25 protein-coding genes and 3 tRNA genes are annotated in these 26118 nt (G+C 62.4%); 19 read left to right on the top strand and 9 right to left on the bottom strand.

The window, feature by feature from the left end:
• Nucleotides 1-60 precede the first annotated feature (60 nt).
• Both AB4Y77_RS20015 and AB4Y77_RS20010 read left to right on the top strand, forming a co-directional pair.
• Nucleotides 61-1188: an L-talarate/galactarate dehydratase gene (locus AB4Y77_RS20015; protein ID WP_311212547.1), complete on the top strand. Its 1128-nt coding sequence runs from the start codon at nucleotides 61-63 to the stop codon at nucleotides 1186-1188.
• A gap of 10 nt (nucleotides 1189-1198) precedes the next feature.
• Nucleotides 1199-1897 carry a FadR/GntR family transcriptional regulator gene (locus AB4Y77_RS20010; RefSeq protein ID WP_442015099.1) on the top strand — a complete coding sequence of 233 codons (699 nt, stop codon included), beginning with the start codon at nucleotides 1199-1201 and terminating at the stop codon, nucleotides 1895-1897.
• A 131-nt stretch (nucleotides 1898-2028) separates the two neighbouring features.
• On the opposite strand, the gene AB4Y77_RS20005 is transcribed toward AB4Y77_RS20010, so the two are convergent.
• Nucleotides 2029-2111 (bottom strand) — tRNA-Leu (locus AB4Y77_RS20005).
• A 372-nt stretch (nucleotides 2112-2483) separates the two neighbouring features.
• On the opposite strand from AB4Y77_RS20005, the gene AB4Y77_RS20000 reads away from it, so the two are divergent.
• The 7 genes from AB4Y77_RS20000 to pknB are packed head-to-tail and all read left to right on the top strand — an operon-like array spanning nucleotide 2484 to nucleotide 12043.
• Entirely contained in the window at nucleotides 2484-3233 is a 750-nt protein-coding gene (locus AB4Y77_RS20000) for a DUF3662 and FHA domain-containing protein (RefSeq protein WP_311212545.1), read from the top strand.
• On the top strand, nucleotides 3230-3718 hold the full coding sequence (locus AB4Y77_RS19995) for an FHA domain-containing protein FhaB/FipA (RefSeq protein ID WP_311212544.1): 489 nt from the start codon (nucleotides 3230-3232) through the stop codon (nucleotides 3716-3718). Before AB4Y77_RS20000 ends, AB4Y77_RS19995 begins: the two co-directional genes overlap by 4 nt.
• A gap of 3 nt (nucleotides 3719-3721) precedes the next feature.
• Nucleotides 3722-5416 (top strand): PP2C family protein-serine/threonine phosphatase, encoded by a 1695-nt coding sequence (locus tag AB4Y77_RS19990; protein ID WP_442015098.1) that lies wholly within the window; start codon nucleotides 3722-3724, stop codon nucleotides 5414-5416.
• Complete coding sequence (locus AB4Y77_RS19985) at nucleotides 5413-6840, top strand: FtsW/RodA/SpoVE family cell cycle protein (protein ID WP_311212542.1); 1428 nt, start codon at nucleotides 5413-5415, stop codon at nucleotides 6838-6840. Before AB4Y77_RS19990 ends, AB4Y77_RS19985 begins: the two co-directional genes overlap by 4 nt.
• Nucleotides 6837-8294 carry a penicillin-binding transpeptidase domain-containing protein gene (locus AB4Y77_RS19980; protein WP_442015097.1) on the top strand — a complete coding sequence of 486 codons (1458 nt, stop codon included), beginning with the start codon at nucleotides 6837-6839 and terminating at the stop codon, nucleotides 8292-8294. Before AB4Y77_RS19985 ends, AB4Y77_RS19980 begins: the two co-directional genes overlap by 4 nt.
• Nucleotides 8291-10132: a protein kinase domain-containing protein gene (locus AB4Y77_RS19975; protein WP_442015096.1), complete on the top strand. Its 1842-nt coding sequence runs from the start codon at nucleotides 8291-8293 to the stop codon at nucleotides 10130-10132. Before AB4Y77_RS19980 ends, AB4Y77_RS19975 begins: the two co-directional genes overlap by 4 nt.
• Before the next feature lie 9 nt (nucleotides 10133-10141).
• Complete coding sequence (gene pknB, locus AB4Y77_RS19970) at nucleotides 10142-12043, top strand: Stk1 family PASTA domain-containing Ser/Thr kinase (protein WP_442015095.1); 1902 nt, start codon at nucleotides 10142-10144, stop codon at nucleotides 12041-12043.
• 110 nt (nucleotides 12044-12153) lie between these two features.
• Here the strand turns inward: pknB and AB4Y77_RS19965 are convergent, their stop codons facing one another.
• Both AB4Y77_RS19965 and AB4Y77_RS19960 read right to left on the bottom strand, forming a co-directional pair.
• The gene (locus tag AB4Y77_RS19965; protein ID WP_311212538.1) at nucleotides 12154-12795 is read right to left on the bottom strand and encodes an aminodeoxychorismate/anthranilate synthase component II; all 642 of its coding nucleotides are present in this window, start codon (nucleotides 12793-12795) and stop codon (nucleotides 12154-12156) included.
• Between the two features lie 170 nt (nucleotides 12796-12965).
• Nucleotides 12966-13793, bottom strand: a complete 828-nt coding sequence (locus AB4Y77_RS19960; protein ID WP_442015180.1) for a class E sortase — start codon at nucleotides 13791-13793, stop codon at nucleotides 12966-12968.
• Nucleotides 13794-13950: 157 nt separating this feature from the next.
• Between AB4Y77_RS19960 and AB4Y77_RS19955 the strand changes: the two genes are divergently transcribed.
• The 7 genes from AB4Y77_RS19955 (at nucleotide 13951) to AB4Y77_RS19925 (ending at nucleotide 18764) form a co-directional block, all read left to right on the top strand.
• Complete coding sequence (locus AB4Y77_RS19955; protein ID WP_172321984.1) at nucleotides 13951-14205, top strand: cell division protein CrgA; 255 nt, start codon at nucleotides 13951-13953, stop codon at nucleotides 14203-14205.
• Nucleotides 14206-14250: 45 nt separating this feature from the next.
• Nucleotides 14251-14760 (top strand): methylated-DNA--[protein]-cysteine S-methyltransferase, encoded by a 510-nt coding sequence (locus tag AB4Y77_RS19950; RefSeq protein ID WP_442015094.1) that lies wholly within the window; start codon nucleotides 14251-14253, stop codon nucleotides 14758-14760.
• Entirely contained in the window at nucleotides 14760-15290 is a 531-nt protein-coding gene (locus AB4Y77_RS19945; protein WP_311212536.1) for an RNA polymerase sigma factor, read from the top strand. The genes AB4Y77_RS19950 and AB4Y77_RS19945 overlap by 1 nt, the downstream gene beginning before the upstream one ends.
• Nucleotides 15287-15916 (top strand): methylated-DNA--[protein]-cysteine S-methyltransferase, encoded by a 630-nt coding sequence (locus tag AB4Y77_RS19940; RefSeq protein ID WP_442015093.1) that lies wholly within the window; start codon nucleotides 15287-15289, stop codon nucleotides 15914-15916. Before AB4Y77_RS19945 ends, AB4Y77_RS19940 begins: the two co-directional genes overlap by 4 nt.
• Nucleotides 15913-16629, top strand: coding sequence for an alpha-ketoglutarate-dependent dioxygenase AlkB family protein (locus tag AB4Y77_RS19935; protein ID WP_442015092.1), 717 nt, complete (start codon nucleotides 15913-15915; stop codon nucleotides 16627-16629). Before AB4Y77_RS19940 ends, AB4Y77_RS19935 begins: the two co-directional genes overlap by 4 nt.
• 92 nt (nucleotides 16630-16721) lie before the next feature.
• Nucleotides 16722-17321, top strand: coding sequence for a DNA-3-methyladenine glycosylase I (locus tag AB4Y77_RS19930; protein ID WP_442015091.1), 600 nt, complete (start codon nucleotides 16722-16724; stop codon nucleotides 17319-17321).
• Between the two features lie 825 nt (nucleotides 17322-18146).
• On the top strand, nucleotides 18147-18764 hold the full coding sequence (locus tag AB4Y77_RS19925) for a GyrI-like domain-containing protein (protein WP_442015090.1): 618 nt from the start codon (nucleotides 18147-18149) through the stop codon (nucleotides 18762-18764).
• A 47-nt stretch (nucleotides 18765-18811) separates the two neighbouring features.
• Here AB4Y77_RS19925 and AB4Y77_RS19920 read toward each other — a convergent pair whose 3' ends face one another.
• Both AB4Y77_RS19920 and AB4Y77_RS19915 read right to left on the bottom strand, forming a co-directional pair.
• Nucleotides 18812-19666 (bottom strand): rhomboid family intramembrane serine protease, encoded by an 855-nt coding sequence (locus AB4Y77_RS19920; RefSeq protein WP_311212531.1) that lies wholly within the window; start codon nucleotides 19664-19666, stop codon nucleotides 18812-18814.
• Nucleotides 19667-19687: 21 nt separating this feature from the next.
• Complete coding sequence (locus tag AB4Y77_RS19915; RefSeq protein ID WP_442015089.1) at nucleotides 19688-20230, bottom strand: peptidylprolyl isomerase; 543 nt, start codon at nucleotides 20228-20230, stop codon at nucleotides 19688-19690.
• Nucleotides 20231-20383: 153 nt separating this feature from the next.
• On the opposite strand from AB4Y77_RS19915, the gene AB4Y77_RS19910 reads away from it, so the two are divergent.
• Together AB4Y77_RS19910 and AB4Y77_RS19905 are read left to right on the top strand one after the other, a co-directional pair.
• The gene (locus AB4Y77_RS19910; protein WP_442015088.1) at nucleotides 20384-21334 is read left to right on the top strand and encodes a hypothetical protein; all 951 of its coding nucleotides are present in this window, start codon (nucleotides 20384-20386) and stop codon (nucleotides 21332-21334) included.
• 143 nt (nucleotides 21335-21477) lie between these two features.
• Nucleotides 21478-22353 (top strand): glycosyltransferase, encoded by an 876-nt coding sequence (locus AB4Y77_RS19905; RefSeq protein ID WP_442015087.1) that lies wholly within the window; start codon nucleotides 21478-21480, stop codon nucleotides 22351-22353.
• Nucleotides 22354-22391: 38 nt separating this feature from the next.
• On the opposite strand, the gene AB4Y77_RS19900 is transcribed toward AB4Y77_RS19905, so the two are convergent.
• On the bottom strand, nucleotides 22392-23315 hold the full coding sequence (locus AB4Y77_RS19900) for a DMT family transporter (RefSeq protein WP_442015086.1): 924 nt from the start codon (nucleotides 23313-23315) through the stop codon (nucleotides 22392-22394).
• A 118-nt stretch (nucleotides 23316-23433) separates the two neighbouring features.
• Between AB4Y77_RS19900 and AB4Y77_RS19895 the strand changes: the two genes are divergently transcribed.
• The gene (locus AB4Y77_RS19895; RefSeq protein ID WP_442015085.1) at nucleotides 23434-25437 is read left to right on the top strand and encodes a beta-N-acetylhexosaminidase family protein; all 2004 of its coding nucleotides are present in this window, start codon (nucleotides 23434-23436) and stop codon (nucleotides 25435-25437) included.
• Nucleotides 25438-25631: 194 nt separating this feature from the next.
• Here AB4Y77_RS19895 and AB4Y77_RS19890 read toward each other — a convergent pair.
• From AB4Y77_RS19890 to AB4Y77_RS19880, 3 genes are all read right to left on the bottom strand, one after another.
• A tRNA-Ala gene (locus tag AB4Y77_RS19890) sits at nucleotides 25632-25707 on the bottom strand.
• A gap of 70 nt (nucleotides 25708-25777) precedes the next feature.
• Nucleotides 25778-25897, bottom strand: a complete 120-nt coding sequence (locus tag AB4Y77_RS19885) for a DLW-39 family protein (protein WP_311212526.1) — start codon at nucleotides 25895-25897, stop codon at nucleotides 25778-25780.
• Between the two features lie 47 nt (nucleotides 25898-25944).
• A tRNA-Ile gene (locus AB4Y77_RS19880) sits at nucleotides 25945-26018 on the bottom strand.
• Nucleotides 26019-26118: the final 100 nt, after the last annotated feature.

Below are 26118 nucleotides of genomic sequence, written 5' to 3'. Positions count from 1 at the left end.
ACAAGTTTAAAACTTGTATCCTAAGTGGCAGGCAAGGATGCCGCACCCACTAGGAGAACCATGAGCACCGTAGATCTCATTCGCCACGTCAAGCTATCCACGGCACGTTTGCCCCTCACCGTACCCATCAGCGATGCCAAAGTCTTCACGGGCCGGCAAAAGCCCATGACTGAAGTGGTGTTCCTGTTCGCGGAGATCACTACGGAGCAAGGTCACAGCGGCATCGGCTTCAGTTACTCCAAACGTGCAGGCGGACCCGCACAGTACGCCCACGCCAAGGAAGTCGCAGAAGGCATCATCGGCGAGGACCCCAACGACATCGGCAAGATCTACACCAAGCTCCTCTGGGCCGGCGCATCGGTGGGCCGTTCGGGTGTGGCAACGCAGGCACTTGCCGCGATCGATATCGCACTCTATGACCTCAAAGCCAAGCGCGCCGGGCTCCCCCTGGCCAAACTGCTGGGCTCCTACCGCGACTCCGTCCAGACCTACAACACCTCAGGCGGCTTCCTCAACGCAACGCTGGACGAGGTCAAGGAACGCGCCACCCGGTCCATCGATGAGGGCATTGGCGGCATCAAGATCAAGGTCGGCCTGCCTGATTCCAAGGAAGACCTGCGCCGCGTGGCCGGAGTCCGTGAGCACATCGGCTGGGACGTCCCGCTCATGGTGGACGCCAACCAGCAATGGGACCGTGCCACGGCGCTGCGCATGGGCCGTCAGTTGGAGGAATTCAATCTCATCTGGATCGAAGAACCGCTGGATGCCTACGACTTTGAGGGCCATGCACACCTCGCCCACGTCTTGGACACCCCCATCGCCACCGGCGAGATGCTCGCATCCGTTGCTGAACACAAGGGCCTCATCAACGCCAACAGCTGCGACATCATCCAGCCCGACGCTCCCCGCGTCGGCGGCATCACCCAGTTCCTGCGCCTCGCGGCGTTGGCAGATGAACGCGGCCTTGGCCTGGCACCGCACTTCGCCATGGAGATCCACCTCCACTTGGCCGCCGCCTACCCGCGCGAGCCGTGGGTGGAGCACTTCGACTGGCTGGACCCGCTGTTCGAGGAACGCCTGGAGACCAAGAACGGCCGCATGATCGTTCCCGATCGTCCGGGCTTGGGCGTCACACTCAGCGAGCAGGCCCGCGCGTGGACCACGGAATCCGTAGAGTTCGGCGCGTAATCTTGAAGCCATGAGCCGAAACCTGACCGCGGATCTCGCCGCCGACCTTCGCAACCGCATCGTCGACGGCGCCATCCAACCAGGTGAGAAGCTCCCCAGCGAAAACACCCTCATCAGTGAGTTCGGGGTGAGCCGGACCGTCGTCCGTTCTGCCCTGACCCGCTTGCAAGCAGAGGGATTGGTGGAAACCGAACGCGGGCGCGGCAGCTTCGCGCTGACCCCGCCCGCGGAAGGTCCCGCAGCAGCGCCGGGAACGCGGCCCGTTTCCAGCATGGAAGACCGGCTTCAGATGCTCGATTTCCGCATCGGCGTCGAGACCGAAGCCGCCGCCTTGGCAGCGAAGAACCACACCGAACACCAACTCAAGGCGGTCCACGGAGCGTTGGAACAATTCACCGCGAGCTCAGGCCACCCGGCGCACTCCATGAAAGCGGATTTCGAGTTCCACCGGGCAGTTGCTGCGGCCACTGGCAATCCCTTCTATACGGACTGCATCTCCGCCCTGGGCCAGACAATGATCACCATGCCCCGCCCGCGCCTCGTTGCCAGCGAAGACCGGGACTCCCCCGAGCGCTTCGCCCAGGTAGTCCACGAACACTCCTCTATATACGCGGCCATCGCGGAGGGCGACCAAGTGGCTGCCGCGGCAGCCATGCGCCTGCACCTGAGCAACTCACGACGCCGGTTCACGGGTTCTGCGCGCAGCTGACGGTCGCGTACGCCCATCTAAGTCGCAGTTGGGGGCGTTCCCAGCGCTCATAACGACCTCAACTGCGACTTACTTGGGTGCACGGAAAACAAAAGAGCCCCAGTCCTAAGACCGGGGCTCTTTCAATTGCGTGCGCGAGGGGGGATTTGAACCCCCACACCCTTTCGGATACTGGCACCTGAAGCCAGCGCGTCTGCCGTTCCGCCACTCGCGCGCAACTTCCTTTTCCGGACTTCAGCGGGTTTCCCAGCTTCGTTTCCTTCAAAAGCAGCGAGATCAAGCATAACGGACATTCCCGGCAAAACACCAATCGGGAGATGGCACCCCCTCCGCGAGACCCTGGAGCCCCTAAAAAATCCCCGATCAGCCACTGAATTCCACGGAAATTTCATGGCCCGCCTCCCGCGCCAGCAAGGGCCGGGCGCGAACTTTTCCGGGTCGCAAGGCGTTGTGGATTAAGGCCATTCCCAGTCAGTCCCAGTAGTATCGGGAAGTGGAAGGGCCGTCAGGCGCGTACTTCGCTGTGTGCGCAGACGGACTATCGGACCAGGCACAGCGGGTGCCGCGGCAAGGAAAGGAGAAGGACATGGGTTTGCTGGACAAAGTCGAGCGCGGCATTGAAAAAGCCGTTCGCAACGTCTTCTCCACGGGGTCGCGGGCACGTGTTGAGCCGGTGGAGATTGCGAGTAAGTTAAGGCGCGAGTTGGACAACAAGTCCATCACCATCGCCGCCGGCCGCACCCTCGCTCCCAATGTTTTCGATGTCCTGCTCAGTGACGAGGATTTCGCCAGGGCCCAGGAATGGGGAACTCCCCTGGCAGAGGAACTGTGCGACGTCGTCATCCAGCATGTACGCAGCCAGGGGTACACGCTCCAGGGTGCAGTTCGGATTTCGTTCCGCCGCAATGACGAAGAACGTGCCGGGCACTTTGAGATCACTTCCCGGACCGAGAAACCCTCCGATGACGCTGCTCCCGCCCCGCAGGCCCCACGGGCCAACGTTCCGGCGGCCCCGGCACGGCAGCCCATCCGCCTCCAGCCCGTTCTGGACATCGGCGGCCAGCGGTACTCCCTCAATGCCCAGTCCGTGGTGCTGGGACGCTCCTCGGAGGCCGACATCCTGGTGGACGACACCGGCGTCTCCCGGAAGCACCTTGAGGTCCGCACGCAGAACGGCAGCACCTGGGCCGTAGACCTTGGCTCCACCAACGGAAGCTACGTCAATGGCCACAAGGTAAACGGCAGCGTGGAACTTACAGACGGCTCAACCATCACGATGGGACGTACCAAGATTATTTTCCGCCTTCTCCCCCAAACCCCGGGTGGCAACGCGTGAACGACGTCAGCGAACTGACCATCACAGCGCTTCGCTTCGGGTTCCTCCTGCTGTTGTGGGTTTTGATCTTCAGCATCGTGTCCACCATGCGCCGCGATCTCCAGATCGGCCGCAAAGCAGTGACCGGAGCCCCCACAGCCCGCGAAGTCCGCAAGCATCCGGAACTAGCAGCGTCACCGGCGCCGGCCATCCAGCATGCACGCACGCTGGTGGTCACTGAGGGTCCACTCAAGGGCACCACTGTTCCCTTGGCCGCCAGCCCCATCCTGCTGGGCCGCGCGCAGGAAGCCACCTTGGTCCTGGAAGACGACTACGCTTCCGGCCGTCACGCGCGCCTGTTCCCGCAGGGCAGCCGCTGGTTCATTGAGGATCTCGGTTCAACCAACGGCACCTACTTGGCCGATCAACAGCTCACCCGTGCTCTGCCGGTTGAGCTTGGCGTCCCCGTGAGAATCGGCAAGACGGTCATTGAATTGAGGCCGTAGTCCATGGCCTCCCCCGAGACCCCCGAAAGCAAGGAGATACCCGCGGAGCGCCCACTCATCATGCGCTACGCGGCCCGCTCCGACGTCGGACGGATCCGCTCCAAGAATGACGACTCCGCCTATGTGGGTCGCCATCTGGCAGTGGTGGCCGACGGCATGGGTGGTCATGCCGGCGGCGATGTCGCCTCAGCATCAACGGTGCTGGACATGATCCATCTGGACCATGACGACTACCCTGACGGCGCGGAGACAGTCCTCGCAGACGAGATCCAGACGGCCAATTCGCTGCTTTCCGAGCTTGTTCACCAGAATCCCAAGTTGTCCGGCATGGGAACTACCGTGACTGCCCTTCTCCTGGAAGACCGCAAGCTCCACTTCGCGCACATCGGTGACTCCCGTGCCTACCGGCTGCGTAACAAGAAGTTCGAGCAAATCAGCATCGACCACACGTTCGTGCAGCGGCTCATTGACGAGGGACGCCTCCGTCCCGAGGAAGCCGAAACCCATCCCCATAAGAACGTGCTGATGCGCGTCCTGGGTGACGTCGATGCCAGCCCGGAGCTGGACTTGGACGTCCTCGAAGTTGAACCCGGCGAACGCTGGCTCCTCTGCTCCGATGGCCTCAACTATGTGGCCGGGCACGTCGTGGAGCGCATGGTTCGTGAGACCAAAGACCTTCGCGAATGCGCCGAGATCCTGGTTGACCTCACGTTGGAAGCCGGCGCCCCGGACAACGTCACCGTGGTGATGTTGGAGATCGTGGAAGAGACCGACGACGACGTCAACACGGCCGCCGTCGACGTCGTTCCGGCTGCGGCGCTTGCCGCGGTGGACGAGCCCGAAGCGGTCACCGCCTCCAAGCCCGCCGAGGGTCCTTCCGCCACCAAGTCGGCCGAGGATGCACCGGCCGAGTCCAAAGAGAAGGCCTCGAGGGAGGCCGATGCTGGATCCTCGTTCAGTGCCAATGACCCCAGCGCCACAGACGACGAATCCATTGAGGCTTCCACATCCCCGGATGAATCCAAAGAACCTCCCATCACCACGGATCCGCACTTGGGCGAGCACCTGTCCGCCGAGGTCCTGCGCGAAGAATTGGCCAGCCGCCCCCATGAGCTGGTTGGCGCTGCGGCAACAGCCGCGGAGACCGGCTCCATTCCTACGGTCGCAGGCCGGACGGTTGCCCGCAGGGCTGCCACCGTCCTGACCCACAAGGCCGAGCAGGATCGACTGGACGTGGAGGAACCTGCACGACGCCGCGTCCGATGGCTGATGCCCGCCGTTGCAGCGGTTGTTGTAGTGGGCGTCGTGGTTGGCCTGTGGCTTGGCTACGCGTGGACCCAAACCCGTTACTACGTGGGCGAATACGATCAGCGCGTCGCCATCTTCAATGGCATTTCGCAGCGACTCGGCCCCATTCAGCTCTCCCGGCTCGAAGCCGTAACCGATATCAGGGTGGATTCATTGCCGGAATACGGTCAGCAGAGCGTACGCCAGACGGTTCCCGCGGGTGACCTCGACGATGCGCAGGCCATTGTGGAGAACCTCAAGAACACCGGCAGCGCCTCCGCCAACTGCCCCACCACTATTCCAGCGACGGTGACAGCCACCCCGTCGCCCACCAGCACCGTGCCCGTACCGAGTACCGCGGCCGTTGCTACGCCTTCGCCCGTCCCGACTCCCTGTGAGGCGGCCAAGTGATACAGACAGAAACTGCTCCTAAACCGCGCCGGAACGTTGAGCTGGTCCTCATCGTGCTGGCCCTGGCCGTTGGCGTCGGCGCGAGTGCCCTGGTGAGCCTGAACTCCGATGTCGGGTTGGACCGGGACTTCTGGTTCCAGTCGAGCTTGCTGGCTGTGGCGGCTTTCGCCTTCCACATGGTCCTCAGGCTCCGCGCGAAGTATGCCGATCCGGTAATACTTCCTATTGTCGTGGCCCTGAACGGTCTGGGACTTGCCCTGATCCACCGCATGGACGGCCCTGGCGACGATACTGGCAACAACCAGCTCCGCTGGACCCTGATCGCCATGGCAGTATCAATCGCCGTGATCTGGTTCCTCAAGGACCACCGCATCCTGCGCCGTTTCACGTACATTTCCCTGGCTGCCAGTGCGTTCCTGCTTCTCCTTCCCTTGATTCCGGGCATCTCAGCCGGCGAAATCCTGGGTGCGCGAGTGTGGATCCGCGTGGGCCCCATGACATTCCAGCCCGGTGAAATCGCCAAGATCACGCTGGCCATCTTCTTCGCCGGGTATCTCTCCTCCAACCGGGATCTCATCCTCTTGGCGGGCCGGAAGATCGGCCCCATGCAGTTCCCACGGTTCAAGGACCTCGGGCCCATGATCACCGCCTGGTTGGTCAGTATCGGAGTCCTGGTCTTCCAGCGTGACCTCGGGTCCTCCATCCTCTTCTTCGGCCTGTTCATCGTGATGATTTACGTGGCCACCAGCCGTATCTCCTGGGTTGTCATCGGCCTGTTGCTAATCCTCGGCGGCGGTTTCATCGCCTCGCAGATCTTCTCGCACGTGGCTTTCCGCATCGACAGCTGGATCAATGCCTTCACCCCGGAGGTCTTTGGCAGGTCGCCCGGTGGCAGTGGACAGATTGTGCAGGGCTTGTTCGGCATGGCCGACGGCGGTCTGGTGGGTACCGGCCTTGGCCAAGGCCGCCCGGACCTGGTTCCGTTCGCCAACAGCGACATGATTGTGGCCCTCATCGGCGAGGAACTCGGCTTGATCGGCCTCTTCGCCGTCGTCATGCTGTACCTGCTGCTCTTCACCCGTGGCTTCCGCGCCGCCCTCGGTACCCGCGATGCTTTCGGGAAACTCCTGGCATGCGGTTTGTCCTTCGCCATCGCCTTGCAGTGCTTCGTGGTCATTGGTGGCGTCACCCGGCTCATTCCGTTGACCGGCCTGACCACGCCGTTCCTGGCGGCCGGTGGTTCCTCGCTCCTGGCCAACTGGATCATCGTCGGCTTGCTGCTCATGATCTCCAACACGGCCCGCGGGCCGGTGGACACCACTCCCATGGTGGGCAAACCCCCAGCCAGCAGCAGCGCGCCCGCACGTAAACCGACCACAGGACAGACCCCCAGCGCACCAACAGAGGCGGTGAAGCACCAATGAACCAGGCTATTCGCAGCTCCTGGATGGCCGCCGTCGCCATGTTTGCGTTGATCTTCGGCGCCATCAGCTATGTCCAGGTCATTGGCGCCGATGACCTCAACGCCAATCCCTGGAACCAGCGCGCCATCCTCGCCTCGTTCTGTAACGACCGCGGCGCCATCATCGTTGGCGGCAAGCCGGTGGCTGAGTCTGTTGCCGGCACAGAGTCCTGCGCGTTCCAGCGCAAGTACACCGAACCCGAGCTGTACGCGGGGATTACCGGTTACTTCTCCAAGGGCTTCGGCTCAACGGGCCTTGAACAGTCCATGGGCGATACGTTGGCCGGCAACTCCGACCAACTCTTCCTTGACCGCATCAGCCAGATGTTCCTGGGCAACGAGCCCAAGGGCGCTTCAGTGGAGCTGACCCTGGATCCCGAGATCCAAAAATTGGCCTTCGATCTCATTCCCGATGGCCAACGTGGATCGATCGTGGTCACGAACCCCCGGACCGGCGCAGTTCTCGCAATGGTGTCCAAGCCGTCCTACGACCCCAATTTGATCGCTACCCATGACACTGCAGCCGCAGCCGCCAGCTACGCCGAGCTGAACCAGGTCCCGGGCATCAACCTGAACCAGAACGTCAGCGGCCCCACGGGCAACCTGCTGTCACCGGGCTCGGTCTTCAAGCTCATCGACACAGCTGCTGCGCTGAACTCAGGCAAATACAACAAGGACAGCGAGCTGCCGAACCCCAGCAGCCTGCCGTTGCCCGGTTCCAGTGCCAGCCTGCCCAACTACGCCGGCGGTAACTGCAATGTCCGGGAGACGGCGTCGTTCGCCTTTGCCCTGGAGCAGTCCTGCAATACTCCGTTCGCCAGCATTGCGCTGGACCTCGGCCAGGATGCCATCCGCGATCAGGCACAGAAGTTTGGCTTCGGCGAGACCTTCGGCGATCAACTCAAGCTCCAGCAGGCGCCAAGTATTTTCCCTGAGGACCTCGACCAGGCCCAGCTCGCACAGTCTTCCGTGGGCCAGCGTGACGTCAAGGCCACCCCGCTGCAGATCAACATGATGACTGCCGCGATCGCCAACGGCGGTGTTCAGATGAAGCCGAACCTCATCAAGACGGTCCGCGCTCCTGACCTCCGCGTCATCAGCGAACTCAGGCCCGAGGCTCTTCGTACCAGCACCACCCAGCCCATCGCGGCCCAGATCACCGAGTGGATGACCAGTGCGGTGGACAACGGCATTGCCAAGGGCGCGGCAGTGTCCGGCGTCAAGGTAGCCGGCAAGACCGGTACCGCGGAACTTGGCGATTCAGGTTTGAACAACTCATGGTTTACCGGGTTCGCCCCGGCAAACGACCCGCAAGTAGCCGTCACCATCGTCATGGAAGGTGTGGATGTGCTCAGCGGTGCCCAGCTAACCAGTCCGAACGCAAAGAAGATTTTTGAGGCGGTGTTGAATAAGTGAGGCCTACTTCGGGAATCACACTCGGCGGCAGGTTCCAGCTGACCAGTCGCATTGCGATTGGCGGCATGGGCGAGGTCTGGAAGGCCAAGGACCAGATCCTTGGCCGGATCGTTGCCATCAAGGTGCTCAAGGAGGAATACACGGGGGATCCCGGCTTCCTCCAGAGGTTCCGTGCCGAGGCACGGCACACCGCCCTCCTCAACCACGTGGGCATCGCCAACGTCTTCGACTACGGCGAGGAAGCCGGATCGGCCTACTTGGTCATGGAGCTCGTTCCGGGCCATCCCTTGAGTGGAATCCTTGAGCGGGACCAGGTCTTGTCTCCGGACATGACGCTCTCCATCATCGCGCAGACAGCCCGCGCCCTTGCCGTGGCACACGCGCAGGGCCTGGTCCACCGCGACATCAAGCCGGGCAACCTGCTGATTACGCCGGACAACCGCGTCAAGGTCACCGACTTCGGCATCGCCCGGCTGGCAGATCAGGTTCCACTGACGCAGACCGGCCAGGTGATGGGTACCGCCCAGTACTTGGCCCCGGAGCAGGCCACCGGCCAGACAGCTACAGGGGCCTCGGATATCTATTCCCTGGGTGTCATCGGGTACGAGTGCCTCACCGGGCACCGTCCGTTCACCGGCGAATCACAGATCGCCATTGCCCTCGCCCAGGTCAACGACGCGCCGCCGCCCCTGCCGGAAACCCTTCCCACGCCGGTGCGGGCCCTCCTGATGTCCATGTTGGCCAAGGACCCCAAGAACCGTCCTGCCAACGCGATCAAGCTGGCCGAGGCCGCCGACGCCATCCGCAACGGCGACATCGCTACAGCCCATGCCGCCGTACCCGGCATGCTGCTGTTCGAATCCACTACCGGACCCATCACGGCGCCTGTAGACACCGCAACGGCCCCCACCGGCGTCGTCACCTCGCCTTACGGTAAGGAGCAGTCGTCGACGGCGACCTCCGCACTTCCGGTGCTGGGTGCCGGTGCAGCCGGAGCTGCTGTGGGAGCGGCTGCCGTTTCGTCCGACAATCCACTGTCACGCGCCAATGCCCTGGAGGCAGAGCGCCAATTGAACGACGAAGAGGAAGTCGCCTACACGGACGACGAGAACTTCGATGATATTGAGCCGGAACGCAAGAAGCGCAGCCCCTGGACCTGGCCGATGGTTGCCTTGATCCTGCTGGTGCTGTTCGCGCTGGTTGGTTTCCTGATTACCCAGTCCGGTTTCTTCTCGCCGACCCCCAGCCCGAGCCAGTCCACCACTGCCAGCACAAGCCGCTCGGCAAGCCCGACATCCACCTCGGCCACGCCAACGCCATCGCAGACTTCTGAGGCGCCGTCCCCGACGCCGACGCAGTCAACGCCGCAGAAGATCAACGTGATCCCCGAGCAGTACCTGGGTCAACCGTTCCAAACCGTCAGCGCGGAACTCCGCGATCTGGGCCTCGGCGTCAACGGTGTGGAGGTCTTCAACCCGGCTGCTCCAGGGACCGTAGTAGACATCAACCCCACAGGACCTGTTGATCCAGGACAAACCATCACGGTTCAGTACTCCAAGGGGCCTGAGGCGGTCGCCGTCCCCACCATCAGCGTGGGAGCCAGCGAGTCACAGGTTCGTGCGGCCATTGAAGGTGCCGGACTGCGATGGGTAGCCGGGGATCCCGTGAACGGAGGCGTTGGCCAACAGGCCGGTACGTTCGTAAGGTCTTCGCCGGCCGCCGGAGCCGAGGTTCCCGCAGGTTCTACAGTGACCTACTTCCTTTCCAGGGCCGTTGTACCCACCAACCCCGGTTCCTCGAGCGCCAGCCCCAGCGGCACCGGCAGCCCGAGCAACTAACTGAGTCCCATGTCCACGCCACGCCAAGGTCCCGCGCATCGAGAGGAGAGCACACCTGTGTCTTCACAGCGCATCCTCAATGAACGCTACGAGCTCGGTGATCTGATCGGTCGTGGTGGCATGGCGGACGTATACCGCGGAACGGATACTTTGCTGGGACGGACCATCGCGGTCAAGATCCTGCGTGCAGACCTGGCCCGCGATCCGCAGTTCCAAGCCCGGTTCAAACGTGAGGCCCAGGCCGTCGCGGCCTTGAACCATCCGTCCATCGTGGCCATTTTCGATACGGGCGAATACTCCGTACCTGGAGGTCCCGGCGAGGACGTCCGGGTGCCGTACATCGTGATGGAATACGTGGCCGGCCGCACCCTGCGCGACATGATCAAGGCGAACGAGCTGGGGGTGGAGAGTTCCATCGGCTTCACCCTCGGTGTCCTGGCGGCCCTGGAGTACAGCCACCGCGCGGGCATTGTCCACCGCGACATCAAGCCGGCCAATGTCATGGTTTGTGCTGACACCGGAGACGTCAAAGTCATGGACTTTGGCATCGCACGCGCCATGGCGGATTCCGCTGCCACCATGACCCAAACCCAGGCCGTGGTGGGCACAGCACAGTACCTTTCACCGGAGCAGGCCCGCGGCGAAACCGTGGACGCACGCAGCGACCTCTACTCGGCCGGGTGTCTCCTCTACGAACTGCTGACCAGCCGGCCGCCGTTTGTCGGCGACAGCCCGGTCTCGGTGGCCTACCAGCACGTCCGCGAAATCCCGGATATGCCCAGCGCCCACAACCCCGACATTTCCGAAGCCCTCGACTCAGTCCTGGCAAAGGCCCTGCAGAAGAGCCGGACAGACCGATTCCAGGACGCTGCCTCCTTCCGCCGCGCCCTGCGCGCGGCAAGCAACGGCATTCCCGTCCCGGCTGTCCCGGCCAGCGAGGCGCCCACAGATCCGAACGACCTCGTGGACCAAGAGGACCCGGCCACCCAACTCCTGAGCTCCACCGCGGTGGGCTTCCTTGCCGCTGACCAGTACAAGGACGAACCCGCTGAACAGCAGCCGGAAGAGCCGCTTCCTCTGGGCCTCCCACCAGAACGCGAGCGGTCAGCGGGACAGAACAAACGGCGTCGAACCTGGATTGCCACTTTGGTGATCTTCACGCTCATAGTCCTGGCAGGCGGCGGGTTCTGGCTTTACAACCTCATGAACACGCAACCGCCGCCCCCAGCCAAGATCGCCGTACCCGTGGTGGCCAACATGTCCGAGTCACAGGCCATCCAGGAACTCTATTCAGCCAAGCTGGTGCCTAAAACGGTGCGCGAAGCCAGCGACACGGTCGCCAAGGACATGACCATCGGCACGTCGCCCACCGCTGGTTCCATGCTCGATCAGGACGCCGAAGTTGTCGTCAAGATTTCCAGCGGACCCAGCTCGGTGACCATTCCGGCCGACATCGTAGGCCGTACGGAGCCGGACGCCCGTGACGCCCTGCGCAGGCTGGGCATCACCGGCGATATCGTGACTGTCCGAACGCACAGTGCCACCGTGCCCGTGGGACTGGTGATCAACACCGGACCGGCCCCTGGCGGAGCCATCGCCATCAGCTCCAAGGTTGAGCTCCAGGTCTCCTCGGGCAAGGTACTCATGCCCCAGCTGATCGGACTGCCGCTGGCTGAAGCGGAAGCTTCACTCAAGACCAACGGCCTGCCCATGGTGGTAGTGGAGCAGGAAAACTCAGAGGTCGCTGCAGGCACGGTAACCGCCCAGAGCGAGACGTACAACACCGAAGTAGATCAGGGCAAGTCGGTCACCATCACAGTGGCGAAGGCCCCCGCCCCGAGCCCCACCCCCACTCCGACACCCACGGAGACGGACAAGCCCACTCCCAAACCGACGGCCACCAAGAAATAGCTGGATGACCGAAGGCAGCGGGCCGGCGCCCGGAAGCGTGCATCAAAGCGAGGAACGAGCTAGCACGCGGAGGGCGGCGGTCGCTGCCGACCGCCGCAGACCACCCACACTTACTGCTTGATCAGCGGGCTCAGTTTGGAGGCGCGTTCGGCCGCTCCGGCCATCCCCAGGGACTCCAACCAGTTGCCGAGCATCTGGTAGCCACCTTCTGTCAGGACCGATTCGGGGTGGAACTGGACACCGCAGAGGGGTGCGGTCTTGTGTTGCAAGCCCATCACTACGCCGTTGGTGGTTTCCGCGGTGATCTCCAGGACGTCCGGGATGGAATCGCGAACTGCGGCGAGCGAGTGGTAGCGCGTCGCGGTGACAGGTGAGGGGAGACCGGCGAATACGCTCTTGCCTTCGTGCTGCACCGGGGATGTCTTGCCGTGCATGAGTTCCGGGGCATGGGTCACCACACCCCCGTACGCTTCGGCCAGGGCCTGGTGGCCGAGGCAGACGCCGAACATCGGTTTGCTGTTGTCGCCGCACCACTTGATGAGCTCGATGCAGACGCCGGCTTCGGCAGGGGTGCCGGGACCCGGCGAGACGAGGACGCCGTCGCGCGTTGCTGCGAGTTCAGTGGCCTCGGCGAGTGTCACGTCGTCGTTGCGGACCACGGTGGTCTCCGCACCGAGTTCCTGGAGGTATCCCACCAGTGTGTAGACGAAGCTGTCGTAGTTATCTACTACAAGAATTTTTGTTGTGCTCATGGCTGCTGCACTAAACCAATCGTTGAGTCAGTCAAAGTGGTGAATTGGGAGAACCAGGGGAAGAGGAACTGGACCATCAGTACCAGGGCTGCTGCCACCAATACCAAACAGGTCAGGATCCGCACCCAGACGGGTCCCGGTAGATTGCGGAAAATCCACGCGTACATCCGCTACCCCTTTCCTTGGGCCTTGGCTACTTGAGCGGCAATGTCCGACGGCGGTCCTGCTGAGGCCGGTTGCCAGCCCGCCATGACGGAGTAGGCGATGATGCGTTCCTGCGAGCCGAAACGCGGGTTGCAACTGGTCATGGTCAGGATTCTTTCCTCCGGCGCGACACCCTGCTGGGTGGGTACGGGCAGCAACACATCAGTGCGGTTGGGAAGCACGATCTGGTTGTTGCGGAAGACGTAGGTGTAGTACCCGTCAGCAGTCTGGACGTAGATCTTGTCCCCGGGAACCAGGGTGTGAATGCTGTCCAGGACCGCTCCGTGTGTTTGCCGGTGGCCGGCCACCGCGAAGTTCCCCACGGCGCCGGGCATGCTGGTGCTTCCGTAGTGTCCCAGGCCCAGCGTGTCCAGGACGTCCGCGCCGGTCCCTTCGATGATGGGACGGGTGTAGTCGGCGCCGAAGCGGGGGATGTACATGATCCCGATCGTTTCCCCGTTGGCAGGGGCCGTTCCCACTACTGGGTCCCCATGGTCCGCCGGGTTCGCGGACTCTGCAGGGGTAACGGGCCCCGTGAGTTGCTGGGCGAAGTTTTGAATGGCTTCCGTCTGTTTGGCGTCTGCCTCGACGTTGGTCCACCACAGTTGCCAGCCCACAAAAAGCAACAGGACAACACCGCCCGTGATGAGGAGTTCACCCAGGATCTGGCTGATTTTTCGGATGACGTCCGAAGCGCGGAGCCGCTGGCGTGGACCTTGTTCCGGCCTCTGGCGCCCGGACGGCACGGCGGAAGCCGCCGTCGTCTGCTGATGCGCCACAGCGTCTCCTCGGATCGGGCGCGGGCGCGGCGGGCGGACCCCGAGTTGCGGCTAGACTTGACAGCTAGAACCAACCCGGAACGCCGCGTGGCCGTTAACCGCTGGAATTTTCCTTCCTGCAGGATATCAAGGCTGGCTGGAACGGGTACCCACGTACAGCCAAGGAGGATCCGTGCCCGAGTCCAAGCCCCGCAAGCGGCCTGCCCGTCAGGACCAGCAGGCTTCCGCAGCGCAGCAGTACAAGCCGAACCCGGTTTGGTACAAAGCTGTCATGTTCGGACTGATGATCCTCGGCCTCATCTGGATCATCACCTTTTACATCACCGAGGGACAATTCCCCGTCCGCGACTGGGCCTCATGGAACATCGTGGCCGGCTTCGGCATCGCCATTGTGGGCTTCCTGATGACCACGCGCTGGCGCTCCTAGGAAAGCCGCACCTCACATCTCCGTGCCCGTGGACGTCTACAGGATATGAACAGCCGGCACACCACCATGGATTCCCCGTTGGGGCAGTTGACGCTGACTGCCCGCGGGGAATTTTTGACGGGAATCTTCTATGAGGGCCACTGGCATATGCCTCCGCCCGACTACTTCGGGGTTCCCATAGGACTCGAGGATCCTGTGTTCGCCCGGACCCGGCACGAACTGGACCAGTATCTGGGTGGCCACCGCACCGTATTTGACGTCCCGCACGAGGCACGCGGGAACCCCTTCCAGGAAAAGGTCTGGGCGAGGCTCCACGACATTCCTTTTGGAGAAACCGTCAGTTACGGCGAGTTGGCCGCTGAGTTGGGCGATCCTCATCTGGCCCAAGCCGTCGGCTCCGCGGTCGGTCGCAATCCCATCAGCATCATCATTCCGTGCCACCGCGTGGTGGGGCGCAAGGGTCAACTGACCGGGTACGCCGGTGGCCTCCGGAACAAACGCTTCCTTCTTGAATTGGAGGAACCGGTGGCTGTGAAAGAAGGAAAGCTTTTCTGATGGAGCTTCGGCAAACGATCAGCAAGAAACCCTTCGAATCGGTAGTGCACGAACAGGGCGCCACGGTCCTGCGGGTGTGCCGAGCGGTCCTCGGCGTGCACGATGCCGACGACGCTTGGTCCGATACCTTCCTCGCTGCCCTCCAGGCCTATCCTGACCTCCCGCACGACGCCAACGTGCAGGCCTGGCTGGTCACCATAGCGCACAGAAAATGCATCGACCATCTGCGGGCCGGCAACCGTCGGGCCCTCCCGGTGGATTCACCGCCCGAGAACGCCTCGCACCTTGGCATTCCCGGTGAGGACCACTCCGAGTTGCTGGACGCGGTGACCCACCTCCCACCTAAACAACGGCAAGCCGTGGCGTATCACTACCTGGCGGGACTTCCCTATAAAGACGTAGCCGAACTCCTGGGAGGTACTCCCGAAGCTGCTCGACGCGCCGGGGCGGACGGCGTCAAAGCCCTCCGCAGCGCACTGGCTGACCTTCCGGCGATGGCACATTCACTTCCGAAAGGAGAAATCCGATGACCCTTGAATCAAGCCCCGACCACGCGGACGTCCTGTCACTCCTGGAACCCCTCGACGCCGGCCTGGAACCCGCGCTTGCGAGCCTTCGCGCCCGGCTTGCCCGCGATGCCCAACTGACCCACACCTTGGACGTCGCCTACAGGGTAATGGACTCGCCTGTGGGGAAACTTCTGTTGGCTGCCACTGACCGGGGCATAGTTCGGGTGGCATTTGAGGTGGAGAACCATGCCGAAGTCCTGCAGCGCCTGTCCGACACCATCAGCCCCCGCATTCTTCAGGCACCGGCACGGTTGGACGGTGCTGCGCGACAGCTCGAGGAGTATTTTGGCGGCACCCGGACAGAGTTCGATCTCACCGTGGACTTCCGTCTGTCCCGCGGGTTCCGGTTGAACGTGCTGCAGCACCTGCCCCGGATTGCCTACGGACGCACCGAAAGCTACGCCGAGGTCGCTTTGGCTGCGGGCAGCCCCAATGCAGTCCGGGCTGTAGGAACCGCCTGTGCCACCAACCCGCTTCCCGTCATCATCCCTTGCCATCGTGTAGTGAAATCGGATGGCAGCTTTGGCGGCTACCTCGGGGGACCGGAGGCGAAACGCGCACTGCTGACCATGGAGGCAGCGGCGTGAGTGATGACGCATTGTTCCCTTTGGAGCTGGTTCAGCCGGAAGCGCACGACGCCGGACCCCGGCTGATTGCCCCGGGCGCGGTCCATGTTCCCGGCTGGCTCAGCGCCGAACAGCAGCGGTGGATCGTGGGGCGCTTCGGCGAATGGACCCAGGGGCCGGTACCTTTGCGGGCGGCGACACTTCCCGGCGGCCGCCGGATGTCGGTACGCACCGTGTGCCTTGGGTGGCATTGGCAACCCTACAAGTACACGCGGGAAGCCACCGACGTCAACGGCCGTCCTGTGCTTGTTTTCCCGGACTGGATGGTTCGTTTGGGACGGAAGGCTGTTGCGGACGCATATGCATCCGGAGCAGACCCTGATGAGTCACTGGCCCACCTCGCCACGGGCTACACGCCCGACGCCGCGCTGGTGAACTTCTACGACGACGGCGCTGCCATGGGTATGCACCAGGACAAAGACGAACGCTCCGGGGCACCCGTAGTGTCCCTTAGCATCGGCGAGGGCTGCCTTTTCCGCTTCGGCAACACCACCACACGGACCAAGCCATACACAGATGTGGAACTCCGCTCCGGGGACCTGTTCGTCTTCGGTGGGCCGTCCAGGTTTGCCTATCACGGCATTCCCAAGGTCTTTCCCGGGACGGCTCCCGAGGATTGCGGCCTGTCGCACGGACGGATCAACATCACCATGAGGGTTACTGGACTGTCCTGAGGCGCTGAATGTCAGAGCCCCAAGGCAGAATATCCCCAGACGCCATAACAACTCGCCGGGGTTCCAGAAGCGCCGGCCGCGGAGGAGCATGCATGAGCCCGGACAACGGCACCATCACCGGCGAGGACGGTCTTGCCCGCCCCCTGTGGGCTGCGTCGGATCCGCTCATGCAGGCTTACTACGATCACGAGTGGGGAATGCCTGTCCGCGATGAGCAGGGCATGTACGAACGCATCAGCCTGGAAGCCTTCCAAGCGGGCCTGTCCTGGGCCACCGTCCTCCGGAAACGGGAAGCATTCCGCACCGCGTTCCTGGACTTCCATCCGGAGAGCGTTGCCGCCTTCACGGATGAGGACGTCGAACGGCTGATGCTGGATGCGGGGATCGTCCGCAACCGCCTCAAGATCCGTGCAGCGATCACCAATGCCAAGGCCACCATTGCCCTGCGCGAGGAGGGCGGTCTGGTGGACTTTGTGTGGTCTTTCCAGCCCCAGAGCACCCCCGCACCCCGCACCTATGCGGACATTCCCACAACATCTCCTGAGTCAATCGCACTCTCCAAGGCACTCCGGAAGAAGGGCTTCGCTTTCGTTGGGCCCACCACCATGTACGCACTCATGGAAGCAATCGGCATCATAGACACCCATCTTCTGGACAGTCATCGCCGCGGGTCGTCGGGGGTATGGGCCTGAGCCACCGACTCAACGGGTGCGTGAATCGGGGGGCCAGGCAATCCCCGGCCCTTGTCCACAGAAGTGCGCAACTTTATCCACAGGCGTGGATAAACTCTGTGGACATCCATGGAAATTGGCCACAGATCGTTGCATTGGCGCCACTTTTGACCAGTGATACCGGGTACTGACAGTTATACCCACTGTGTATCAAGCTGTGGATAGTGCTCCAAGCTTCACTCAAAGTTCAACGTCACGGGATTGCCGCTTTTGCCTTGAGTCATTCCGAAGCGTCATCAACTGTGCCCGGGGAAGGCACTTTGGCTGTCGTAATTCCACAGCGACAGGATCAGGCGGGTACCACTGGGATCCAGCGCCCAGGAAGTTACCCACTTAATAACAACCGTCTACCCACAAGTTATCCACAGGTGGGGAAAACTTGTGGGTTTCTCCCGGGGAAATCCCCGCTACGCCGGTCCTCCAGGGTCGCTGAATGCTCTGAACTACACGTGTGTAAGTTATTAACAGTGTTGATAAGCCTGTTGATAGAACGTGCTGCACGGCGTCATTAACAGGGTTGTCCACAAGTGTTGGTATTCGGCCTGACTTGTCCACATAAATGGGTCGGGCGGGGACAAAGTTATCCACAGGTGTGGAGAAATTCATGCCTTTCGGGGGATATCTGCCGATCTGACAGCCTCCATGAGGGCTTATGGGGATAACTACATGCTTGTAAGTTACGCACAGTGTGGATAACAGCTGTGGATAACCTTCCGTATAGTCCGCTCTTCAGAGGACGCGTCCGGATTGTTCAATGCGGCCCTACCGTGCGCGTACCGTGGTCCCATGAAGAGCGACTTCAAGAAAGAGATCCGAACCTACAGTGCCAGGCACGGTGAATTCTCGGTGGTGACCGTCCCCACCCTGCAGTTTTTGATGATCGACGGCCACGGGAATCCCGGCACTGCCCAGGCCTATAAAGACGCCCTGACCACGCTGTATCCAGTGGCTTACAAGCTGAAGTTCTTCAGCAAGAACGAACTCGGTAAGGACTACGGAGTGATGCCCTTGGAGGGCCTCTGGTGGGCTGATGACATGGAGTCCTTCACCAGCGCCCGGGACAAATCACGGTGGGACTGGACGTTGATGAACATGGTCCCGGACTGGATCACCCCTGAGCACTTCGATGCAGCGAGGGAGGTAGTAGCCAAGAAGGGGGAGGCCCCCGCATTGGACGCTCTTCGCTTGGAGCCGCTTGAGGAGGGCATGAGTGTGCAGACACTCCATGTAGGCCCCTACGACGCTGAGGGACCGGTACTGGAGGAGATGCACAGCAGTTTCATTCCCGGAAACTCTCTGGCGATGACAGGGAAGCACCATGAAATCTACCTCGGCGACGTGCGCCGCACGGCACCGGAGAAGCTAAAGACCATCCTCCGACAGCCGGTCAAGCCTGCGGTCTGAAAAAGATCCTGCAGTGTTCTGAAGAAGATGGAGCGAGGAAGGCCCGACTAGCCGGCAGTGACGCGGAACCACGTGACTACGGCCAACAGGCCGGCCACCAGGATCAGCCCGCCGGCTTGCAGCAGGGCCTGGTTCTTGCCGCGTGGGGCATAGGCGATCACTGCGGCGGCGAGCCCGCCCGTGATCAGCCCTCCCAGGTGCGCTTGCCAGGCGATGCTGGGGACGAAGAAACCTATAGCGCCGTTGATGGCGATCAGGACCCACAGTTGTTTGGTTTCACCGCCACGGTGACGTTGCACCACCAACATGGCGCCGAAGAGGCCGAAGATGGCCCCGGACGCACCCACGACGGCAACGGGCGGAAGCATCGGGGTCAGGGCGAGGTAGCCCACTGATCCGCCGACGGCAGAGATCAGGTACAGAGCGAGGAACCGTATGCGCCCGAGCAAAGGCTCAAGGGCTTGTCCGAAGATCCACAGCGTGTACATGTTCAAGACGATATGAAGCAGGAAACCCTGCGAATGCAGGAAGGCTGCAGTGAGCATGCGCCACGGTTGGGTATCGGCGAAGATGTTCGCGAAGGCGAAGTTCTGGAATACCGCATCCCGGGGCACAATCCACTGAAGGACAAAGATCAACAGGCAGAGGCCAATGATCACGTACGTCACCAAGGGCTTGCCCACAGCCAAGGCGCCGCCGTACGGCGACCGGTAGGCCGGCGTCGTACGTTTTTGTTCGTTGACGCAGTCAACGCATTGGAACCCGACGGCGGCCGCCCGCTGGCACTCGGGGCACGCAGGGCGCCCGCAGCGCTGGCACCGCACATAGGAGGGCCTGTCCGGGTGCCTCGGGCACACCGGAATATCAGCGGACGGCTCTGCCGACGGGATTCCGTAACTCATGAGCTCAGGTTCAGATTGTTGTTAGAGCTGTTCGATGTCGATGCTGTTGATGACGACGTCCTCAACGGGGCGGTCACCCATACCGGTGCGGACGGCCTCAATTGAATCTACGACCTTGCGGGATTCCGCATCGGTGACCTCGCCAAAGATGCTGTGCTTGCCGAACAGCCAGTCGGTGTTCACGGTGGTGATGAAGAACTGTGACCCGTTGGTGCCCTTGCCCATCTGGATGCCGGCATTGGCCATGGCCAGCTTGTACGGAGCGTTGAAGGTCAGTTCCGGGTGGATTTCGTCGTCGAACTGGAAGCCCGGTCCGCCAACGCCGCGGCCCAGGGGATCTCCACCCTGGATCATGAAGTCCTTGATGATGCGGTGGAAGATGGTGCCGTCGTATAGCGGCGTCCCGGTCTTGTCTTCGCCCGTTTCGGGGTGGTTCCAGGACTTTTCGCCCGTGGCCAAGCCAATGAAGTTGGCGACCGTCTTGGGCGCGTGGTTGCCGAAGAGGTCAACCTTGATGTCGCCGAGGGTCGTGTGGATCGTTGCTTTTGCGGTTGCGATGGTCATGGCCCCATTCTTCCATGCAGGGTCAACGCCGTTGCAGTTGTAAAGCCGGTTCCGCGCTCGGTGAAATCCGGGACGAATCCGGCAGATGAATAGCCGGTGTTCCCCAAGCGACGTAGGCTAGCAACAAACGAGCATGTGTATCGGGAGGTAGTTGTGAAGAAATCAGACCGTATTGCCCGCGACCTCGAACAATCCGTTGTGGCAGGTGTGGATAACGCCCGCGACTGGGCAGCACCCCGCGTGGAAGCCGCCGTCAGCTGGGCTGTTCCGCGTATCCAGCACGGCATTGATACCGCTTCCCCCAAGATTCAAGAGGGGCTGAAGTCCGCTGCGCACAACCTCGCCGACGGCGTTGCTGTTGTTACGCCGCGGATTCAGGATGGATTGGCGCACCTCGCGCCGAAGATCCATGACGTAGTGGAGGACGCCACGCCCAGGATCCAGGAGACGCTCAACAAAGCCACTCCGGCTCTGGGACACGCACGGGACAAAGTTGTGGACGAGTACCTGCCCAAGCTGTCCGAGCAGTTGGGCCAGGCTTCGGTAGCTGTTCACCACGCATTGGAGAACGCGCCGGCCCAGGTTGACGCCGTGGCGCAGAAGCTGGTTGATTCCGGCGTTGTGCACAGCGTCCAGGAGCAGGCGCAGGCCACCGGCAAGCAGCTCAAGGCAGTGGCTGAGGATGCCACCAAGGCCGTTTCCTCCAAGCTGGGCAAGGAGCCGAAGCCCAAGAAGCGCGGCTGGCTGATCGTGACTGTTATCGCCGCGGCTGCTGCCGCCGGCGTTGCCGCATGGAAGGCTTCCAAGCCGGTGGAGGATCCGTGGAAGACACCTTCCCCGGTAACGCCCACGCCCGCTCCGGCTTCGGCTGACGCCTCAGCATCAGCAACGGCTGCCGCAGTGACTGAATCCGGCACGAAGGACATCACGCCGGAGGAAGCCGCAGCTGAGGCAGAGCAGGCCACCAAGGATGCGTTCAAGAACGTTGAAGACTCCTCCGCGAAGGTGGCCACCGACGCCAAAACTGCGGTAAAGAACATCGCCGCCAGCTTGCACAAGGACACTGAGGGTTCGGACCCGGACGCCAAAGGTGTACAGAACTAAACACTGACATGAGGCCTCGAGCAGGGGCCGGCACGTCGAGCAACTGAAGGGATCCCGGCCATCGTCGGGATCCCTTCAGTGTTTGCCGGCTTGTAACCAAAGCCTCCGTCCGACGCACTGCCTCGAGTGTTAGATTTGGAGTGATGTCAGCCGATAGACCCTCTGCGGGTGCCCTTCAGGATGGTCCGGTGCCCCCGGGCGTGTCCATCGTCATCCCGGCGTATAACGAGGAAAGCGTCGTTCGCCAGTGCCTCATCGCGGCCATCTACCAGTCGGTTCCTGCTGACGAAATCATTGTGGTGGACAACCTCTCCACGGACCGCACAGCACGGATCGTGCGCCAGATGCAGCAGGAATACCCGGAAAGCCCCATCATCCTCCTCCGCCAGGAAGCCTCGCAGGGCCTGATCCCCACCCGTAATCATGGCCTCGACAGCGCCACAGGCGAGGTAGTGGGACGCATTGACGCAGATTCCGTCCTGGAACCGGACTGGGTTGAACAAGTCCAAAAGGCGTTCACCGACCAGTCGATCGCTGCAGCAACGGGTCCAGTGGTCTATTACGACATGCCCATGCGCCGCTTCGGCCTCAAGGCGGATGACAAGATGCGCCAGCTCATGTTGCGCCTGGCCAAGCACCAGTACCATTTCCTCTTCGGTTCCAACATGGCCCTGCGCCGCACTGCCTGGGAGACCATCCGCGACGAAGCGTGCTTGGATCCCAAGGACGAGATGCACGAGGACATTGATTTGTCCCTGCACCTCTTCGAGCACGATCTCAAAGTGCAGTACGTGCCGCAGATGGTGTCCGGGATGTCCGCCCGCCGGCTGGAGGATTCACCCCGCGATTACCGCTACTACGTGCAGCGCTTCGACCGGACGTACAAGGCCCACAACGTCAAGAAGATGGCCCTGAAAGCACCCATGGTGGTGTTCTTCTCGGTGTATTTCCCGGCCAAGATACTGCGGGCCATCCACACGGCCAACGCCGCGCAGGGCGCCCGCCGCGGTGGCATCTAGGCGCGCAGCGCCTGCAACAAGCGCCCGACGCCGGATCCTCAGTCCGTGCCCAGCTCGGCTTCGCGGCGGTCTGCCTGAGGGCCGTCTGCTTCAGGCCTGCCCCGCCGCTGCCCGGCCACAACCACTGCCAGGCCAACCAGGATCAGCGCCAGGCCCGCATAGGTCCCGGCAGGCAAGGTCTCAGCCAGGAATATGGCGGCCAGAATTGCAGCACCTGGAATCTCCAGCAGGATGATCATGGACACCAGCAGCGGACTCATCGTGGCCAGCAAGTGGTTGAAGGCCGTGTGCCCCACCAGCTGCGCGCAGACGGTGATGGCAATAATGCCAAGCCAGCCTCCGGCGTCGAACCCTGTCAGTGGCTGGGCGCTGAACAGGGCCAGTACCGCCACAATCGCCGCGCACATGCCGTAGCAAAGCGTGGTGTAGGTACCTGTTCCCATGGTTTGGCGGGCTTTCCCGCCCGCAAGTGTGTACAGACCCGCCAGAGCGCCGCCGGCAAGCGCCAGCAGGTCTCCGAGCAGTGCTTCCGGCGAGGAACCCATGTCGAACCCCGTAATGGCCACCACGCCACCGAAGGCGATCCCCAGGCCCACAAGCACCGGCCACCGGTGCCGTGTGCCCCGGAACAGCTGGAACACCGCGATCCACGCCGACTGCAGGCACACCAAAGCAGTAGCGGCCGCCACCGACGTCAGTTGGAGGGCGGTGATGAAGCAGGCGAAGTGGAAGGCCAGTGCAACGGCAGCAACAGTGGACCAGCCGAATTCCCGTCGGGTGATCCTGCCGAACGCTTTCGGCTCGCGGATGGCCACGGGAGTTGCCATCACCACCGCACCGATCGCATTCCGCCAGAAAGCGATGGCCAGTGCCGTCACTGAAGTGGCTCCGAGGGTGCCCGCAATGAGCGGTCCGGAGGAGGCAACACCCAGGACACCCAGGGCGGCAATGAGAAGGGTCACGGATCAACATTAGTGGGGCGGGGCAGTGTTCCAACCCCTATCTGATGCTCCAACAGTGTGATTGTCTTGACTCAGCATTCCCGAGTGCCGGTGACGGCGTACCCAAGGGGTTATCTGATTGAACACGGCACCCGTCGGCCCCGGCGCAAAGCGTCGGCGGTCAGTCCTGCTGCTGGTAGCGGCCGGGGTACTCGCGGCTGCCCTGATCGTCGCTGGATGGTCCACTGTTGCACGTGACCGTCCTGACGGAAGCCAGGGAACCGGCGGAAACGGGGCAGGTAGTCCAAGCATCTTCCCGGTACCTCAGCATGCCCGGGCCGGAACAGGTGCCGCTGTTCCGTTGACCGGTCACGTGTACGTTGTGGCACCCGCCGGAACCGATAAGTCCTCCACCGCCGCCGTGCAGGACCTCGTTGCCGGTGCTGGAGGCACCGCGGACGTCGTGACGCAGCTTGCCAACCCCCGCGAAGGGTCATCTGCCATCCATCTTGGTACCGGGTCCGCCGTTGCTCCGGTGCTCAAGGCCTTGAAAGTGGACGGCGACCCGTCCCTCCGTGATGCCCTTGGGCGCGCCGAAGGCTATGCAATTGCTACCGGACAGCCTGACGGGATTCCGACGGCGGTCCTCGCCGGACGCGATGACGACGGCGTCTTCCACGCCGTCCAGACCCTCCGGCAGTTGCTCAAGGCCGGCTCTGTGGCCCCGGTCCTGGTCAGTGACTGGCCTCTGATGAAGACCCGCGGCGTCATTGAGGGCTTCTATGGCACACCGTGGTCCCACCAGGCCCGTCTGGATGTCATTGAATTTGCGGGCAGCCAGAAGATGAACACCTACATCTACTCGCCCAAGGACGATCCTCTGTTGCGCGACAAGTGGCGCGAGCTGTACACCGACAAAGAGCTCGAGGAACTGCGGGAACTGATCGATGCTGCTGCAGCCAACCACGTCCGCTTCAGCTACGCCCTCTCACCAGGGATCGATGTTTGTTATTCGCGCGAGGCCGACCTTGAGGACGCTGTGGCGAAGCTTGAATCCCTGTATGCGCTGGGAGTTCGTTCGTACGTGATTCCGCTGGATGACATCGCCACCAAGGTCCAATGCGCGGAAGACCTTCGGGAGTTTGGTTCGGGGCAAGCAAATCTGGCGAAGGCGCAAGCGTCCTTCCTCAACGACGTGAATGAAAAGTTCATCTCAGCCAAGGACGGCGTCCTCCCCTTGGAAACAGTCCCCACCTTCTACAACGGCTCACCGAGCACTCCGTACAAGCGCGAACTCGGCCAGGCATTGAACCCTGGAATCGTGGTGCAGTGGACGGGTGAAGACGTAGTCTCCCACCGGATCACCCGGAGGTCAGCAGAGACAGCCGGCCAGAGCTACGGGGCACCCGGGGCACCCCGGAGCATAGTCATCTGGGATAACTACCCGGTCAACGACTTCTCCCAGGACCATCTCTTCCTGGCACCCGTGATTGGCAGGGATGCAGATCTGCACACGTCCATCCAGGGCATTGTCACCAACCCGATGATCCAGCCGTATCTCTCCCTGCCCGCCATTTTCAACTACGCAGACCTCGCGTGGAACGGCCCCGCTTACAACGCTTCCAACTCCATGAACGCCGCGTTAGCCTTGCTCGCTGGGCCCGATCCTGAGGTCCAGGCAGCGGTGCGGGCCTTCGTGGACCTGAACCAGGACTGGCAGGACGACGAACTCACCCCTTCCGCACCGGAGCTGCGGCGCGATATTGACCAGTTCTGGACAGAGTACGACGCCGGCAGGCAACTTTCGGGGGCACTGAGGAACCGCGCTGGGCTGCTTCAGCGGCTTCCCTCTCTCCTGCCCCGGATGGCCGAGCCCGGTTTCGCCCAGGACGGCTCTACGTGGGTTGCAGCGGCGGCAGAGTACGGACGTGGCGTGGAGGAGGCCCTCACCATGCTGGAAGCGGCCAAACGCGGCGATACAGAAGCCGCAGCGGCCGCACGCACCACAGTGCAAGGTGCCCTGAAGACTGCTGGAGCCAAGACACAGCCCACCTTGGAACTCGGCGTAGTGACACCTGTCCTGGGCAACAATGAGCTGGCGGCGTTTTTGGAGCGTGCACTGCAACAGGTTCCTGGTGGCTGAGCGCCATGTGGTTCATGCCCTGCTGCGAGCCGGTGGCTGAGTGAGAGCCTTGGGGCGCATGCCCAGCTGCTAGGTCCGTGGGTGAGTGAGAGCCCCGTGGCACATACCCTGCTGCGGGGCCGGTAGCCGGGGGGCAGCCGGGTAGTGGCCTTAAACGCAAAAGTCCCGGTCATTTCTGACCGGGACTTTCCTTATGGTGGAGGCACGGGGACTCGAACCCCGAACCCCCTGCTTGCAAAGCAGGTGCGCTACCAATTGCGCCATGCCCCCATAAGAAGCAACCCGTCAATCATACCCCATGTCCACCCTGGTAATTACCAGTTCGAACCGGGCTCTTCGGCTAGTCGACCGTGTCGGTTGACTTGCTCCAGATATCTTTCCGGGCTTCGGATTCCTGAGCCTTTTTATAGACCAGGACACCTGCGATAGCGGCTGCCACAACTACCAGCAACTTCTTCACAAGTACCTCATTCCGGTTCAGTTTTACCTGAACCTCTTTCGGTTCCGTGGGCGTACCAGGACTTGAACCTGGGACCTCTTCGTTATCAGCGAAGCGCTCTAACCGCCTGAGCTATACGCCCCGATGCCTCATCGGGCCGAGATATGACTGTACAGCACATCCCGGCCCGATCTCAAATCGAGGCATTTCCGTGAGGATAATCCGCCAATTTCGGCGTATTT

The sequence above is a fragment of the Paenarthrobacter sp. YAF11_1 genome, from assembly GCF_052113445.1.
Classification (GTDB): domain Bacteria; phylum Actinomycetota; class Actinomycetes; order Actinomycetales; family Micrococcaceae; genus Arthrobacter.
The sequence above is the reverse complement of the archived record's forward strand: the minus strand, read 5'-3'. Positions and strand labels throughout refer to the sequence as shown.

What these genes read in the sequence shown, in the direction of transcription:
- AB4Y77_RS19940 (WP_442015093.1), top strand. Translation starts at nt 15,287, where the DNA reads ATGACCCTTGAATCAAGCCCCGACCACGCGGACGTCCTGTCACTCCTG.
- AB4Y77_RS19980 (WP_442015097.1), top strand. Translation starts at nt 6,837, where the DNA reads ATGAACCAGGCTATTCGCAGCTCCTGGATGGCCGCCGTCGCCATGTTT.
- AB4Y77_RS19925 (WP_442015090.1), top strand. Translation starts at nt 18,147, where the DNA reads ATGAAGAGCGACTTCAAGAAAGAGATCCGAACCTACAGTGCCAGGCAC.
- AB4Y77_RS20000 (WP_311212545.1), top strand. Translation starts at nt 2,484, where the DNA reads ATGGGTTTGCTGGACAAAGTCGAGCGCGGCATTGAAAAAGCCGTTCGC.
- AB4Y77_RS19965 (WP_311212538.1), bottom strand. Translation starts at nt 12,795, where the DNA reads ATGAGCACAACAAAAATTCTTGTAGTAGATAACTACGACAGCTTCGTC.
- AB4Y77_RS19930 (WP_442015091.1), top strand. Translation starts at nt 16,722, where the DNA reads ATGAGCCCGGACAACGGCACCATCACCGGCGAGGACGGTCTTGCCCGC.
- AB4Y77_RS19915 (WP_442015089.1), bottom strand. Translation starts at nt 20,230, where the DNA reads ATGACCATCGCAACCGCAAAAGCAACGATCCACACGACCCTCGGCGAC.
- AB4Y77_RS20010 (WP_442015099.1), top strand. Translation starts at nt 1,199, where the DNA reads ATGAGCCGAAACCTGACCGCGGATCTCGCCGCCGACCTTCGCAACCGC.
- AB4Y77_RS19950 (WP_442015094.1), top strand. Translation starts at nt 14,251, where the DNA reads ATGAACAGCCGGCACACCACCATGGATTCCCCGTTGGGGCAGTTGACG.
- AB4Y77_RS20015 (WP_311212547.1), top strand. Translation starts at nt 61, where the DNA reads ATGAGCACCGTAGATCTCATTCGCCACGTCAAGCTATCCACGGCACGT.
- AB4Y77_RS19990 (WP_442015098.1), top strand. Translation starts at nt 3,722, where the DNA reads ATGGCCTCCCCCGAGACCCCCGAAAGCAAGGAGATACCCGCGGAGCGC.
- AB4Y77_RS19905 (WP_442015087.1), top strand. Translation starts at nt 21,478, where the DNA reads ATGTCAGCCGATAGACCCTCTGCGGGTGCCCTTCAGGATGGTCCGGTG.
- pknB (WP_442015095.1), top strand. Translation starts at nt 10,142, where the DNA reads ATGTCCACGCCACGCCAAGGTCCCGCGCATCGAGAGGAGAGCACACCT.
- AB4Y77_RS19945 (WP_311212536.1), top strand. Translation starts at nt 14,760, where the DNA reads ATGGAGCTTCGGCAAACGATCAGCAAGAAACCCTTCGAATCGGTAGTG.
- AB4Y77_RS19920 (WP_311212531.1), bottom strand. Translation starts at nt 19,666, where the DNA reads ATGAGTTACGGAATCCCGTCGGCAGAGCCGTCCGCTGATATTCCGGTG.